A 16,942-nucleotide genomic window follows, 5' to 3' on the forward strand; every position below is an offset into this window, starting at 1 on the left:
TAAGCAGTTCGAAAAATATGAAAAGCAGCATTAAATCCATACAGTACCGACTTATTTTTAGGAGCATACTTTTCTGTACCTGGCTAGGCTTCAGTCAATTTGGCTATTCACAGGGGTTTAATGAAAATGAATGGATTTTTGGAAGCTGTGGAACAGGAGAAAATTCCTACCTGTCCTTTGGAAAAGGAGGATCGGCAAACGTCCAAACACTTCCGGGAACTGTACTCATCGGAAAAAACAACAATGCCTTAGCCATAGATCCGATTACTGGACAGCCGCTTTTTTACACAAATGGAGTTTTAGTGTATGATTTTAGTGGAAGTCCTATTCAAGGCAGTGCGCCTGGTTTGAATGGAGATATTGACGGAAGACAAAAAGTAGCCACAGGCTTTTTAGAATATAATCCAGATGGGAATAAGCTGTTCTACATCTTTTACCTTTCTCCTTCAGGACAGCTACAATATGCCCTTGTAGATATGAATGCTCCCGGTCAGGCGACTGGAAATGAGCGGCCATTGGGACAAGTAATTGAAAAAGACCAAGCGATCGGCAATGCTGAAGGTGCTGTATTAGTCGTAAAAACCAAATCCTCCCCTTCGTATCTTATCAGTTTTTCAGGAGGAAATCTCGAATCAAGAAGATTTGGAAGTACCGCGGGAAGCTTTTCTTTGACTGATTCTGAGGGAATTTCATTCACCCCAAAAGCAATCATCTTTGATGAAGATGCAGGTCAACTTATTGTCATTCCAGAAAATCCAGGGGAAGACATCTTGGTTATTCCATTTGATACTTCTACCGGGAATTTTGGAAGCCCTCAAGCCATTTCAGAATCTGGTGGGGCAGAAGACATCGGAGGAGCTGATTTTTCTCCAGATGGGAATTTCATCTATTTCTCCCGTGGAAATCAATTGTTCAGAGTGCCTAGCTCTGACCTCAATGCCACGCCGGAAGTAATTCCTACCTCCCCAACCAACCATCAAATCTATGATGTAAAAACTGGCCCAGATGGACAACTTTACTACATCTATGAAGAGGTCGTCGGTGGTCCACAATTGATTGGCAGGGTTACCAATCCCAATGAACCGGATATAGCCCTGGTCAATCTGGAAGAGGATCCATTCAACGGTACGGATTTCTGTGGTACCATATTCCCGATTTTTGCACCAAATACAGACATCGATCCAACGGTAGATTTTACTTGGGATCCCGAGGCTCCATGTGCGAATAATCCTGTACAGCTCACGAGCGAAATCACCCCTGAAAATTATCAGCCCGTGTCATTCAATTGGGAATTTAATCCTCCCCTGACTGATTCAGACGGCAATCCTCTTCCCGCAGATTTCACCCAAGAGCATTTTCTTGTTCCTCAGGATGCGACAGAAGGCAGCAGCATTTCTGTGACTTTGACCGTCACCTTTGCAGATGGAACCACCCGAAATGTAACCAAAGACATTCCACTTTCGGAAAACAACTTGGAGGCGAATTTTACCCCCTCAGACACCACCCTTTGCGAAAGCTGCATAGATCTTGACCCTCTTCTTCAGGCACAATCCGCTGCCGGACAACAAGATGGAGAAGCCCCAGGAGGTGGAGGCCAGAATTATGAATACTTCTGGTCCAATAAACGAGATGAAGGTTGGTTGCCTAAAGGAGCCAATGAAGTCTGCCGTCCGGGATTGTATTGGGTATTGGTTCGGGAGCCTGGTTCATCTTGTTATGCCTATGCCGAGATCCGAATCAAGATGTGGGACATTCCAGATCAAAGCAACAATATCTGGTACTTTGGGGATGGAGCGGGTTTGGATTTCAACCCTGATCCTGATGACGAAAATGCTCCCACACCTAGGCCGATCGCACAGAGACACCCTCAAAATATTCCAGCAGGAACCACCACTATTTCAGACCAAGCCGGTCAAGTTTTGTTTTACACCGATGGAGAATCTGTTTGGGACCTGAACGGAGACCTGATGCAAAATGGGGATAACATCGGAGGAGACAATCAAGCTACGCAAGGCGTAATTGCGGTACCTGTTCCGACACAGCCAACCCTATTTTACCTCTTCACGACCCAAACCAATGCAGGTGGAACCAATACCGTCAGCTACTCTCTGGTAGATATCAAATCTGAAAATCAAACAGGGGTAGGTAATGTAGTCACCAAAGACAACTTCCTCTTTAGTCCAGCTACCGAGCAATCTGCTGCGCTAACTGCCGGAGATACCACATGGGTACTTTTCCATGAATTAGGCAACAACACCTTCCGATCTTATCCGGTCACCGTCAATGGAATTGGTCAGCCGGTTTTAAGTTCGGTCGGAAGTAATCATGGATTTAATTCGGGAGTTGGCTCAATGAAATTCAGCCCAGACGGCACCAAGGTAGCTGTTACCATTACAGAAGGAGGCTGTAACAAATTGGAAATTTTTGAATTTGATCAAAGCACTGGAGAACTGAGTGAATATGCAAGACTTGATTTGGGCTGCAATGGGGAGGTCTATGGATTGGAATTTTCTCAAGACAGTGACCGAGTATTAGTTTCCTATCGAAATGGTGGACCCGGAATTGAAGAGTTTATCATCAAGCCCGTAGAAAATAATTCCACTCCAAATGCTCCAACTTGCCCTTCCTGCTTTGATAATGCAAGCACCCGCGCTCAACGTGAGGCATGTATTTTAACTACTCGCAAGGCTCTCAATGGAACATCAAGTTTGGATTTGGGAGCATTGCAAATTGCATCGGACGGGCAAATCTATGTAGCGGTGGTAGGTGATAATCGAATCGGACAGATTCAGGTCGGAACTGGCTGTACTGCCGCGAGCACTTTCACCCAAGATGCCGTTTTGCCTATGCCGGGTACTTCTAATTTAGGCTTACCTTCTTTTGTTCAAAACTCGGGAAGTTCGATTCCAGAACCTTCTTTGACCATTCCGACTCGACTATGCTTGGATCCTGATTTGGGAGTGAGTGGTCTTTTGGAAGGCGCAGGCGAACCAGACATTGATTCGTATTTCTGGACCATCACCCATGAGGATGGGACAGTGATCAGAAATGACTTTGGCGGGCCTGGTGATCAATTCCAAAGCTTAGATCAAATATTTACTCTTCCAGGAAAATATACGGTAGAACTTAGAGTGGATCGTTGTGGAGATCCAATCTATTACGAAGCCACGGGAGAATTGGAAGTGGTGGCACCACCGACGCTTACGCTGGCTGCGGACGCTACCCTTTGCGCTGGAAATCCTGTAACCCTCACCGCAATTGATGGATATGACCCAGCAGACGGATTATATGATTTTCGATGGACTAATGCCGCTGGGCAAATTATTGGAGACGAAAATTCCAACTCGATCACCGTCGATGAGGAAAGCATTTACCGTGTTGAAGTGAGCTATCGCCTTCCAAACGGTTTAAGTCAAGAAGAGGCTGATTTATTTGAAACATGTCCTTCCACCGCTGAAGTTTTTGTTGGCCCTGCCTTTGAATTTGAACTTACTCAAACGGCAACCGAGGTTTGCTTCGAAGAAATTTCAGTCACCTTTGCCCCAGATACTCCCATTTCTGGTGAATGGTTTTATGAGCGAAATGGAGATGGCAACCGGGTGTCTTTAGGCGAATTTTTTGAATTAGAGCTTTGGGTAAATACTCTTCCTGGAGCTGGACTTTACGACATTTACTTTGTGACCGAAGATCCGATTCTGGCAGGATGTACTGTGGAAAAAAGACTTCAATTGCAGGTCAATGAACTTCCTCTATTTGTTCCTGCTCAAACTAGCCCAGCCACTGATTGTGCTACTGCTGATGGAGGCTTTGAAATCACCATGCAGGCAGATGCAGCAGAGGTCAGAATCCCAGAATTAAGCCTAAGCTTTACCAATGTGAGCGCAGGTGATGTAATTCCTGTAGCGAATGTATTGCCAGGGGTATACACGGTAGAGGCAGAAAGTTCGGCTGGTTGTTTTTATTCCGGTTCAGTAACAGTTGAAAATGCCAATCCTCCTTCTGGATTAGCATTCACAGTAGCCACGACTGATGAAACCTGCGCAAGTACAGGGGTCAACCCGGGAATAATTTCGATCACCTTCACATCTGGGACCGCCCAAACTGGAACCTATACTATCACTCGACAGGGAGACGGAAGTGTTTTCACTGGACCGTTACCAAATCAAGCGGCTTTTGACGTGGAGGTTCCTTATGGATCCTATTTGGTAGAGGTTGCTGATGCATCGGGATGTTCCGTTCCGGACCCAAGCCTTTACTCAGTTGCCCAAAAATTCGAAGTAGTCTTTTCTGTTCCGACTTCAGTCGAGGCTTGTGAGATTTTCGCATTTACACCAATAGGTCCAAATACCTTGAATTATCTGGTAACCAATTCTTCTGGGACTGTAATTAATCCGGATGCAAATGGCGAATACCTATTAACATCCAGTGGCATCTACACCGTGAGAGGTGAAGATCCAAATGGGGTAGATTGTCCAAGAGAAATTCAAATGGATGTCACTTTGAGTCAACCTATTGACTTTAGTGTTTCCGGCCCGATCATCGATTGTCAAGCAGGAGTCCGATTTGAAGCTGTACTGAATAATGCCTTACCTCAAGATGTAATTTTCCTCTGGAAGGATGATCTCGGAGTAATTGTTGGAAGACGTCAAACGTTCACTCCAAGTCGAGATGGCACTTATACCCTCGAAGTCCAGCCTGCTAGCGGTGGACTCTGCACTACTCCTGCGCAGTCATTTACTGCCGAAATTTTAGATGAAGCTGTTACGGTTGCTCTTGAAGCCGATCCGTATTGTATCAGTCAAACCTCCACGGTGATTGATATCCTAGCTGATCTTCAAAATGTCGCAGAAATCGAATGGTTTGCTGTTAGCGGCGGTACCCGAACTAGACTTCCTAATTTTGACAATCTTTCTTCAATTACTGTTACTGACGAGGGAACCTATGAAGCACTACTTCGAAGTGCACAAGGTTGTGAATTAGGCAGAGCCAATATTGTAGTCGTAAAATCCACGATCATTCCTCCTGTCGTACCCACCACTCCCATTACCATATGCGCTGTGGAAGGAATTACGACTAGCATCAATCCGGGAAATTATGATTTCTATTCTTGGAGACTGAACGGGGTGGAAATTTCTCAAGATGCCATTTTCTCCCCTACACTTCCCGGAGAATACGAACTTCGGGTGTCCGATAATTTGGGATGTGAATATGTGGCCAACTTCACCATTTTAGAAGACTGTCGTCTGCGAGTCTCTTATCCAAATGGCGTAGTGCTCGGTGATCCAAATCGAAACTTCATCCTGTATGCAAATGAGTTTATTGATGAGGTGGAAGTATTTATTTTCAACCGTTGGGGGGAATTGATTTTCTATTGTGAGCATGAAAACTTAGAACCAAAAACCGCATTCTGCCCTTGGGATGGCCAAGTGAATGGAAAATTTGTACCTAACGGAACATACGCGGTCAAGGTGAAGTTTACTTCTAGAAACCAAAATCTAACCCAAACAGAAACTAAAGCGATTACGATTATCCAATAGTATGCTTATCCTTATATCACCTGCCAAAACCCTAGATTACAGTACTCCGAAAGTCAGTGATTTTACACAACCCGAATTCACTACAGATATCAAAAATCTGGTCAGTGTCATGCGTAAAAAGTCTGCTGCAGAGATTTCCGAATTGATGCATATCAGTGAAAATCTGGCAGTACTCAACGAGGAACGATACAAAACATTCCAAAAAGAGTTTACTACTGAAAATTCCAAACAGGCCCTTCTAGCCTTCAAAGGGGATGTCTATACCAAAATCGAAGTGGACAGCTATACTTCGGAAGATTTTGAATTTGCCCAAAATCACCTTCGGATTCTTTCTGGACTCTATGGTTTATTGAAGCCTTTAGACTTGATCCAGCCATATCGTTTGGAAATGGGTACTCGGCTAGAAACCAAAAAAGGGAAAAACTTGTACGAATATTGGGACAAGAAAATCGCCAAAGCCATCAATGAAGTAGCCCAAGGTCAACCCATCGTTAACCTAGCTTCCCAAGAATATTTTAAGGCGGTAGATCAAAAAACCTTGAAATCGCCAGTGATCAATATTCATTTCAAACAGTACAAAAACGGTCATTATCAAATCATTGGTCTTTTTGCAAAGCAAGCAAGAGGTATGATGACCAATTTTGCAATCAAAAACAAAATCACAGATCCAGAAACGCTGAAAACATTCCGTGAAGAAGGATATGAATTTTCAAGCTATCAAAGTACTAGTACAGACTGGGTTTTTGTTCGTTAAAAACCATTTGGCTGATCATTAATCGGATTGGCCAATTTTTTTTGAAAACACAATCCGCTAGTTTAGTGGTTTGATTTTTAACAGGTTATCTGATCCAGTGAAAAAGACTCTTTTGCTAGCTTTTATTTTTGTACTTCCTCTCCTAGGTGCAACAGCCTATTCGGAGCTAATACAGCTATGGTTTAAGAGAAACGATCATCTGTTTTCATTCGTCTCAGAATCCACCACCCTTGAAAATGATCCAGAATTAATCGGGCCAGATCGGCTTTGTAACGTATTTGGAAGCGTTATTGGGACTTTCTCTGGGGGTGGGGATCCGACTACTGATCTTTATCAATGGACAATAGTTGGACCTGGCGGGGAGCTTCTTCGGGCAACCCAATTTCGAAACTCCCCAGACATTAGTTACACATTTGGCTTGATTGGACCGCATCAAATCACCTTAAAAGTAAGCCGTGGTGGTGTCCAGATTTTTGAAGAAACCAAAATCGTGGAGCTCGTTCAAGGTCCTAAAATCACACTAGAAGAAATCTATCAAATTTGTGAAAATCAATCGCTTACTATTTCCGCCTTAGACCCAAGTTCTTCCAATTTTGGCAACTATGAATTTGAATGGAAAGACGAAACAGGAGCCATTGTCGGAACAAGCAATGATCTGATTGTCAATAGCCCAGGGAAATATCAGGTCACTTTCTTTTTTGTAAACTCATCGGGTATACCTGAATGCGAAACCACCCTTGATACCCAAGTCGAAAAACTAAGCACCTTTCAGATCAATGCATCTTCTTCCACCATTTGTCCTGGTGGAAGTATCCGATTTGAAACCAACCCCTCCACATTAGGAGAATGGTATTATCAAAAAGTAGGTGATCCCAATGAGGTCCGGATTCGAGCAGGACGAAGCATTGATCTGAATGCTATTATTCTTCCGGATCCGGGGGATTATGAAATTATTGTCAAAGTAAATAATCCTGCGAATCCAGCTTGTAGCCCTGAAGTTAGACTTCCGTTCCAATACAACTTACAGCCCAAAATCGAATTTGTAGAGGCTTTTGGAGCTTCCGATTGCTTTATCGCCGATGGAACCCTTCGGGTGAGAGCACTGACTCCTTTGGATGGAATTGGTGTGGAAGGATTGGGAATGACTCAAGGCCCTTTTTCCGCAGGAGATATTATCACATTTTCAGGTTTAGAATCAGGCGCTTACAGCCTTCTGATCAACCTGAAAGGATGCACGGATTTATTTGGTACCGTAGTTCCCTTGCTCAATCCACCACCATCTCTTGAATTCACAATCGAGGACATTGAGTCTGAATCCTGTACCGATACAGGTAAAGAATTAGGATCATTCCTAGTAAAAATGACGAATGGGCCTTTAGAAGGATCTTATCGATTACTAAACCAACGTGGAGACGAGGTGCTCAATGAGCTCGCATCAGGTTTGGATGAACTCCGAATCGAAGTCGGGGGAGGCACCTATTTTTTCCAAGTATATGGATTGGATAGCTGCACGCTTCCCAAGGGAGAGGAATTTATAGTTCCAGGATTGGCCCAAGTGAATTATTCAATTCCGGGAAATTTATTTGTTTGCCAGAGTTATGACTTGGTTCCGCAAACCAATCAAGATTTGGAGTTTACCCTGACTGATCCTAGTGGGAATCAGCAAACCCTTCCCAAAGGACAACCTTTCACGATCACCGAGGAGGGAGATTATTCGATTGTTGGTCGACTTGCCGGACCGGGAGATTTATGCCCCCTTCAGCAAACCTTTACCATTACGCTTGTAGATCCTGTCGATTTCGAGCCTGTCTTAGTCCAGGAAGATTGTGATGGCAATCGAATTTTTGAAGCAGATATCAAAGGCCGAGACCCAAATACGGTTCGTTTCCTGTGGTACAATGAAAAAGATGAATTGGTGGGAAATGGACAATTTCTTTTCCCTACCTCTACGGGAGAGTTTAAGTTGGATGTGCAGCCCAACAATAGTACAGCATGCCCAATTCCTCCAGTTCCATTTATGATTGAAGAACCCATTTTGGAGGTAGAGGTCGAACTGGTGGCCACCAAACTGTGTGAGTATGGACCTCGGGCAGTGCTGGACCTGAGTACCACTTTTCCAAATGCGGTAACAGATATTGAATGGAGGCGCTATGAGGAAGATGGATCAATCACACTTTTGGACGAATACCAAAACAAAATCCAAGTGATAGTTGACGTAGCTGGGATTTATGAAGCAGCGGTCTTTAGTCGAATTCCTGGGATTGGGAAAGATTGTGAACTTGGACGAAGCAACTTGCAAATTGATTTGGTACCTGATAAAGTACCATTCACGATTCCTGGGGATTTATCTATCTGTGAACCATTTGAACTAATTCCGCAAGGAGACCCTACCTTAAATTACCTCTTGACCTATCCAAACGGAAGCGAGGAGCTCAAAGTGAGTGGGGAATCTTTTGAAATCAATCTTGCAGGAACTTATACTTTGTTAGCTTTTGACCCGGATATCAATGGACCACTTTGTCCCGAGCAAAAAACATTTGAAGTTAAAATCAATGATCCTGTTCAATTTGAACCTGTTTTAGTCAATTTGGCTTGTGATGGAACTTATGAATACCAGGCAGAAGTAAGCAATTACAATTTGACCGAAGTCGATTTTATTTGGAGGAATGCTGGAGGAACCGTGATTTCCACTGACCCCACCCTGTTTACTTCAAGTTATGGAGAATTCAGCCTGGAAGTACAGCCTTCCGGATCTTTGGTTTGTTCCAATAGCCTTCAAACGTTCACCGTACCAGTTCCAGTTTTAGACATACCGGTTCAAATCGTTTCTGAAACCTTATGTCCGGATCAGCCGGACGCAGCCTTGAGTTTTCAGGCAAATTTGGAAAGTGTCCAAACCATTCAATGGTGGTATACAGACTTAAGTAACAACACTTCTCAACTTACTAACTCTACCAACCGTCAGGAAATACTTGCCGTAGAGGAAGGAACTTATGAGGTTCGTTTACTCAATTCTTTTGGCTGCGTGATTGGTAGCGCGAGTCAACTCGTAATTCGAAGTACGGATCAAGTCAGACCAGAGGTAGAAGATTCGTATCAAATCTGTCCGAGATATGAAATAGCACCTACGCTAAACCCTGGGAATTTTGCCTCTTATGAATGGTACTTTGACGGACAATTAGTTTCCACCTCCCCTACCTTTAAACCTAGCCAAATTGGAAGTTATGAGGTAAATGTGGTCAGCCAAGAAGGCTGTGCGTATCAGGCAAGTTTTGAGACCATCGAAGAATGTGAACTTCGAGTGGCATTTCCCGATGCAATTCAACCGCAAAACCCTGAAAAACCATTCTTGATTTATACCAACTATTTGATCGATGAATTGGAGGTTTGGGTGTTCAACAAATGGGGAAATTTGGTATTCCATTGCAAAAACACCAATTTGATTCACGAGGAATCTACTTGTATCTGGGACGGAACATTGAATGGAAAAAAACTTCCTCCAGGATCATACGCTTATCGGATCAATTTCAAAAATCTGGAAAAGGGAATTGAGAAATCCCAGTTAGGATCCATTTTAGTGGTGGATTAACCATCACCTTACTATCAAATAGGTTCAAAACCTGATTTTTCTTTGGAAATGATTTTTTGGCACTAGCCTTGAACTTTACCTTTGATCAGCTTTATCATTCCCAAACGTGAAGTCGTTATCCCAATTTTCATTTCTGAAAGTTGGACTTCTAGGATTGGTGGTCTTCTGGACTTGGCTCGGTGTTGTTGGCAATCCTTTTCGAAACTACACCGAAGTCGAATCAAACCCAGCCGGAACCCCTAATCTTTCTGGTCCTCAAGAACTCTGTATCGTATTCGGTGCAGTGATCGGAACCTTTTCCGGAGGAGGAGACCCTGGAATAGATGTTTATTATTGGGAGATTCTGGATCCACAAGGCAATCTTCTAATTGAGCGCTCGGGAGGAGCCCAATTTCAGAGTATCAATTATTCCTTTCATGAGACAGGGATTTATACCATCAAGCTGCGCGTCAGAAGAAATGCAGCTTTTATTTATCAAGATCAACTTCGTGTAACCGTCAAAAATGGGCCTGAATTAGTCATTTTGCCAGATTATTTAATTTGTGGAGAAGACCCTACCCTAATTACAGCCCTCGATCCTGATGACCCTAATCTTTCCAATTTTGTTGTTACTTGGAAAAATCAAGCCGGTCAAATTGTATCCAACTCCAATGCCCTATCGGTAACCCAAGAAGGATTTTATTACTTCACCGTCACTTCAAATACTGGGGGATGTGAGGTAAATGGGAATACCTATGCCGGGCCATCCTTGGATTTTAGCCTTACCGTATCTAATTCGAGTAGTTGCAAAGGTTCGGAAGTAACGCTTTCAACAGATACTCCGCTATCTGGAGATTGGTTTTTAATTCGACCAGGTAGTACAACCCGAGAAAATTTAGGAGGTGGATTTCAAATCCTTTTAGAAAAGGAAGACCTTCAAACTGTAGGCACTTACCAAGCGATCTTCAGTGCCAATGATCCGAACTATCCAGGTTGTAAATCCACTCGAAAAATCAACTTTGAAATAAATGAAACACCAGCAATACAAATCACCACGTTAGAAAAACCAGACAATTGTAGCTTCCCCAATGGGCAAATTCAATTGAATAATTTGGTTGGCCTGGATTCTTTAATTGTGGAAGAATTGGGACAAAAATGGAGCAACTTACCTTCTGGCTCAAATCAGATTCTCTCTAACCTTCCTCCTCAGATGTATACCATTATCGCTTATACATCAGGCTGCAAATATGTAAGGCTTTATGATCTAGAAACCAAACAACCCCCACTCAACAATTCCTCCACTCCCACGATAATTCCTCCACAGGTTTCGATTCAAGCTGAAACTTGCGGCGCTACAGGAGCTAATCCGGGGACCTTGAGTTTGGATTTCACCCAAGGAAATGTAACTGGCGAATACCGAATACTAGCCGAAGGGGTAGGCCTCATCCAACAAGGGGTAATCACAGATCAATCGAAGGTAAATTTGAATGTGCCGGGAGGAATGTATTTTCTCGAACTCAAAATTGACGGGTGTACTTATCCCGTCGAACCTATTGATATTCCCAAAAAGCCTCAAGTGGATTTTAGTGTCCCTTCTGAAATTTCAATTTGTGAAGTATTCGACCTATTCCCAGATACTAATCAAGAGTTAACTTTCACATTAACCTATCCTGATCTGAGCACCCAAACTTTAGATTCTGGAGAAGCATTTTCCTTAACTATGGAGGGGGCATATGAAATTATTGCAGTGCCCCAAGATCCAAATTCGGAACTATGCCCGAAAACCCAAGCCTTTACCGCCCGATTATCTAATTCCTTTTCCTTTGAAGCCGAATTACTGGAAGAAGATTGCTTTGGGAATCAAATTTTCCATGTCAAGCTTGATGGAGTACCAGAAAACGAGGTTTCGATTCGGTGGTTTAATCAGGATGGAACAATCGTCGGGCGGGGAGTCCAGTATTTTTCAAGCTTTACTGGTCCTCATTCCTTGGTTGTACAACCTTTGCGAAGCGGCTATTGCCCATCGGTTCCCTTTGATTTTATTATTGAACAACCTGTACTTTCAGTAGAAGTCAATTTTGTAGCTGAAAAAATATGCCCTGACCCAGGCTTTGCCTCGATAGAAATGTCCACCAACCGAGACGATGCAATTCGAGCCATTGAGTGGATATTCTTTGACGATGCAGGTAATAGACGGGATTTACCCCAGTATTCGGGACAAAGGACCATCCAGACTTCCGAACCTGGAAATTACGAGGCAGTGGTCTATAATCGAATTGGCTGCGAAATAGGCAGAAACTTCACCAAACTGGAAAAAAGTACACTTTTGGCAGAACCAGCACTTGATAACCAATACGGAGTATGCGTTAAAAATCAAAAAGGTCCTGCGATTGATCCAGGAAGTTTTGCGAGCTATCGATGGTATCTGGAAGGAAACTTGGTTTCCGAAGCACCGATTTTCATGCCGTCCGAAGTAGGGAATTACACCCTAGAAGTAGTAACTCAAGATGGATGTAGCTTCGCTGGCGCATTCTCAACTTATGACCTTTGTTTTTTTGAATACAAAATGCCTGATGCCATGATCCTCGATGATCCTACCAGAAAATTTGACGTCTGGATCAATCAAGGCATTACCGAGGCTGAACTTTTTATTATCAATCGCCAGGGCCAATTGATCTATTATCAAGAAATGGTAGAAAACCCAGAGACAGGTCCTGCATTTAGTTGGGATGGCTATGCCTTCGGTAAACCAGCAATAGTAGGCACCTATGCCGTAGTCCTCAAGGTCAGCAATTCTGCCTATGGATTTTCTCAAAAAGTCACTCAATCCCTGCTTGTAATACAATAGGCATAAACCACTTACAGAATATTTTTTTGGACGGGAAAGCTGAATAAGTTTTTTTTTCTATTTTAAGCTGTTTGAAAAGTTTGTCTAATCAACCCAAAAAACCAAAAAGCACTACTTTATGACTCAATCCATCAACAAAAGTGCCCTCTTCATCGGAAGTTGTTTTGCACTAATCACAACTGGCCTTTCTTTCTCTATAAGAGCTGGCATCCTTTCTCAGCTTGGCACCGAGTTTGAACTTTCTCGAGAACAACTTGGGCACATCAGTTCTATGTGGTTCTATGGTTTCCCAATTTCCATGATAATTGGAGGTTTGGTTTACCATTCAGTTGGCCCTAAAATTATAATGAAGATCGCATTTGTCGCTCATATTCTTGGAGTACTTCTAACTATTTTTGCGACTGGGTACATAGGATTACTAATCTCTATGCTTTGTATCGGGTTAGGAACTGGTTGTACCGAAGCAGCGTGTAATCCCATGATCGCAGATATGTTTTCTGGACCTAAAATGGACAAAATGCTCAACAGGTTTCACATGTGGTTCCCGGGGGGTATTGTAATGGGCGCCTTAATTTCGAAATTGATGACAATTTTAAATTTAGGATGGCAAGCCCAAATGGGAGTCGTAATGATTCCTGCCATAACCTATTTTGTATTGTTCTTTGGCAAAAAGTTCCCTGAACCAGCAGTAAATGAAGCTACTTCATTAAAAAGCAATCTTAAAGCTATGGTAAGTCCTGTATATTTATTTCTTATAGCATGCATGGCTTTAACTGCTATTTCAGAATTTGGCCCTGGTCAATGGGTTGAAGTTATTCTTGGAAGTAGCGGTGCAGACCCAATGATAATTCTAGCCTTAACAGCAGGTCTTGTTACAATTTTAAGATTTTTTGCGGGACCGGTTGTTTCTTCATTAGGTCAAACCGGAGTACTTTTATTCGGAGCTATTTTAACTGCAATTGGAATTTATCTATTTAGTATTTTAACAGGACCAATGGCCTATGTTGCCGCAATCCTATATGGTTTGGGATATGCTTATTTTTGGCCAGTTATGGTTGGTGCAGTTGCTAAGAGAGTTCCATTAAGTAGTGCTCTTGGCATGTCAGTTATTGGAGCAGTAGGAATGTTCTCATCTGGTATTTTTCAACCAATTATTGGTAAATGGATTGATAATGCGAATGAGAAATTCAGCTCCATTTATAACACTAAAGAAGCTATAGATCTAGCTACTGGGCAAGAGACACTACAAAAAATGGTCTTATTCCCCGGCATATTAATTGTATTGTTTGTTATATTCTTCATTTGGCAAAGAGGGGTAAAAACAACTGGTAAAACAACTCATTAAGAGTCACTTAAAGCAGCCTTCGGGCTGCTTTTTTATAGTTGGATATTAAATCTTCAATTGATAAATTTAAATATTATTTTAATAATAAAATTTAATAAATTTCCGAGATTAAAGACTTCTAAGTCTAAGAAAAGTAAGTTTGAAATAATGAATTTTCGGTAATTTCACAGTTTTATGCAAAATAACTTTGTATGAATTTAATCTTTAACAATTGAAATTGACTAAAATCAAGATAGACCAACTATTTATAGAATAGAACATAAAAAACATGAATTATAATTGTCCTAAATGCGGAAACAAATTCAAAGAAGGAACGAAATTCTGCCAAGCTTGTGGTTGCAATTTAGAATTGGAATACATTGAAAATCCTATTTGCCCAAAATGTAAAAGATCATATCAGACAAATACTAAATTCTGTGTAAGTGACGGATCAAAACTTGTACGACAACAGGACTTAATTCCAAAATGTGTAACTTGTAATTCTTCTTATAATGATGACATTAAATTTTGTCCAAAAGATGGCGGAGAAGTTAAAATCATAATATCAAGGAATTTTGATCAACCCATTTATGGGGAATCACAATCCTTTCAAACGTTTGGTATAAATCAAAAATATCCTAAAGCATCATTGGGAAATAGATTTTTAGCTACATTGTTGGACGGAATAATTGGTTTAGGGCTTTCTATTCCCTCCCTTATATTTTTTTGGTTAGGAATAGCAAAGTTAGAAAGTTATAATAATGAAGATGATGTAATTGGACTTTTCCTCACAGCTTTTTTATTCTACTTAATTCCTTTAGTTTATCACTTTATTAAAGATGGATTGGGACAAGGACAAAGTTGGGGGAAAAGATCACTTGATTTAATGGTTGTGAACCTTGAAAACAATAGACCATGTGATAAAGGAAAATCATTTTTAAGAAATTTTATTTCAGGATTGGTTGCAATAATTCCTTTTGTTGGTTGGTTAATAGAACCAATTATGGTGTTAGCAACGGAAGATGGAAGAAAACTTGGTGACAAAGCCGCAAATACACAAGTAATTGATAAAAAGAACTACTAATCAAAATAATATGATCTGTAAACGCTGTAACACCCAAAATGAGGCTGGAGCAAAATTCTGTAAGAATTGTGGAATGGAGTTGAACTTTATACCTTCAAATAAAGACAAGCATTCTAAGATATCGGACACATTACTCACTATTTTTATATTTATTACTTTTGTTATTACAGTTGCAAATTTTACAATACAAAAATTAGTAGATGATTGGTATGAAGTTCCAACCAAATATTTTCAAGGCACTTTATGGATTTTAGGAAACCTAATCTACATTTTAGTCCCAATAGCAATAAAAAATCAAACGATAAAAATCATCGGTATAATATTAACAGCGATAATGGTCCTATACTGGTCTTATGGGAATTTTACTTGGATATTTGAATAAGAAAAATTATTAACGGTTTTTTTGCATTTGCTACAATAGAACCTTATAGGCGAAGATTATGTACTAGTTTTTGAAGGGAAAATCAATTCCCACAGGAATAGCTCGTGTACTCATCTTTGGTTAAAGACCAAAGTCTTCCTTCGTCGTCTCGATAGGTGATAGTTCCCGTGCTTTCTAAGATTTCAAGGCTGTCCTCTGTAAAAATGGTGGTTCCATCCGTAAGTTGAATTGAACAAGGTCCATCAATTCGAATCACTTCAAGGATATTATCGCAAGCTGAAAAAGAGAGGGCCAGAAGACAGATTAAAATCAATCGCATAGGAAAAGGATTTGACTCAAAAATAGAAAGTAGGCATTAAAAATCAACCTTTCATTCTTCGCTTGTGACAATAAAAAAAGCTCAACTTTTCAGTTGAGCTTTGTGACCTCGTCAAGATTCAAACTTGAAACCTCCTGAGCCGTAATCAGGTGCTCTATTCAGTTGAGCTACGAGGCCGATTCGGTGTGCAAAAGTACCTATTTATCTTTTTTCTCCAAATATCCCGTCCAAAGAATTATTGGATTTTATATCCAATCCTGAATTTAACTTAAGAATAATTAAGAGCCTAAACCCCAGAATTCTTGAAGGATTTTCTATTTTTGCCCACATTCTCAACCTTAGAAGTTGCTTTTAATGAAAAAATTATTCCTCCTGTTTCTCGCTTGCGCGCTTATCCCTCAGCTGTCCATTTCCCAAGAAACAGAACCAAAGGTAAAACTCCCTGTCAGTGGTAGACCAAACATTCCCAGCGATTTGAGTTTTGAATTTGGATTCAATCAACTCAACAATAGACCGGCAGATTTGACTACGCGGTTTATCACTTCCAGAACCTTCAATGTATTCTATCAAGTTCCTATCCAGCTTTTCGGTGAAGGCTCTGGATTTACTTTCAATCCAGGGATTGGAATCGCTACAGATAAATTAGAATTCAAAGGCAATAAGAACCTTTTTATCAATCCTACCTTGGGAGCAGAATCTTCAAGCCTTTTGAATTTGTCTGATGTATATGGCTCCACGGCTGTAATTAACAAAAACAACTTCTCGGCAAACTACTTTGAGGTGCCTTTGGATATTCGCTATCACCTAAACAAATCCAATTATTCAAGAAGCTTTAGATTCACGTTAGGTGGAAAAGTGGGATTCCTTTACAATGCTCACACCAAAATCGCCTACGAAACTGCAGCTGTTGGAAGTAAAAAAATCAAGGATTCTCAAAATTTCGGACTTGAGAAATTTAGATATGCGGTTTCCTTCAAAGCAGGAACTCCAGGATTCTACATGTGGATGAACTATTACATCAATTCGATGTTCCAGCCAGGTCGAGGGCCATTTGCCACAGAGGCCACACCTTTAACCTTCGGAATAGCGTTCACTGTATTTTAAAATTTAGACCGGGTTTTCACCC

The 16,942-nt window shown here is 41.3% G+C and carries 9 protein-coding genes and 1 tRNA gene; 8 read left to right on the forward strand and 2 right to left on the reverse strand.

From position 1 onward, the window contains the following. The first annotated feature begins 17 nt into the window (after positions 1-17). The 7 genes from AO498_RS15935 (at position 18) to AO498_RS17430 (ending at position 15,497) form a co-directional block, all read left to right on the forward strand. Positions 18-5,537 carry a gliding motility-associated C-terminal domain-containing protein gene (locus AO498_RS15935; protein WP_067549827.1) on the forward strand — a complete coding sequence of 1,840 codons (5,520 nt, stop codon included), beginning with the start codon at positions 18-20 and terminating at the stop codon, positions 5,535-5,537. 1 nt (position 5,538) lies between these two features. After that, positions 5,539-6,291 carry a peroxide stress protein YaaA gene (gene yaaA, locus AO498_RS15940; protein ID WP_067549828.1) on the forward strand — a complete coding sequence of 251 codons (753 nt, stop codon included), beginning with the start codon at positions 5,539-5,541 and terminating at the stop codon, positions 6,289-6,291. Positions 6,292-6,388: 97 nt separating this feature from the next. Next, positions 6,389-9,880, forward strand: coding sequence for a T9SS type B sorting domain-containing protein (locus AO498_RS15945; protein WP_148660266.1), 3,492 nt, complete (start codon positions 6,389-6,391; stop codon positions 9,878-9,880). 106 nt (positions 9,881-9,986) lie between these two features. After that, entirely contained in the window at positions 9,987-12,707 is a 2,721-nt protein-coding gene (locus AO498_RS15950; protein WP_067549830.1) for a hypothetical protein, read from the forward strand. A 118-nt stretch (positions 12,708-12,825) separates the two neighbouring features. After that, positions 12,826-14,052 (forward strand): MFS transporter, encoded by a 1,227-nt coding sequence (locus AO498_RS15955; protein ID WP_067549831.1) that lies wholly within the window; start codon positions 12,826-12,828, stop codon positions 14,050-14,052. A gap of 268 nt (positions 14,053-14,320) precedes the next feature. Continuing rightward, a complete protein-coding gene (locus AO498_RS15960) occupies positions 14,321-15,115 on the forward strand; it encodes an RDD family protein (RefSeq protein WP_067549832.1) in 795 nt (264 codons plus the stop codon). A gap of 10 nt (positions 15,116-15,125) precedes the next feature. After that, positions 15,126-15,497 carry a zinc ribbon domain-containing protein gene (locus AO498_RS17430; RefSeq protein ID WP_148660267.1) on the forward strand — a complete coding sequence of 124 codons (372 nt, stop codon included), beginning with the start codon at positions 15,126-15,128 and terminating at the stop codon, positions 15,495-15,497. An 82-nt stretch (positions 15,498-15,579) separates the two neighbouring features. On the opposite strand, the gene AO498_RS15970 is transcribed toward AO498_RS17430, so the two are convergent. Then, positions 15,580-15,816, reverse strand: coding sequence for a DUF903 domain-containing protein (locus AO498_RS15970; protein ID WP_067549836.1), 237 nt, complete (start codon positions 15,814-15,816; stop codon positions 15,580-15,582). A 103-nt stretch (positions 15,817-15,919) separates the two neighbouring features. Further along, positions 15,920-15,993 (reverse strand) — tRNA-Arg (locus tag AO498_RS15975). 177 nt (positions 15,994-16,170) lie between these two features. On the opposite strand from AO498_RS15975, the gene AO498_RS15980 reads away from it, so the two are divergent. Then, entirely contained in the window at positions 16,171-16,920 is a 750-nt protein-coding gene (locus AO498_RS15980) for an outer membrane beta-barrel protein (protein WP_067549838.1), read from the forward strand. Positions 16,921-16,942: the final 22 nt, after the last annotated feature.

This window comes from Algoriphagus sanaruensis (assembly GCF_001593605.1).
Classification (GTDB): domain Bacteria; phylum Bacteroidota; class Bacteroidia; order Cytophagales; family Cyclobacteriaceae; genus Algoriphagus; species Algoriphagus sanaruensis.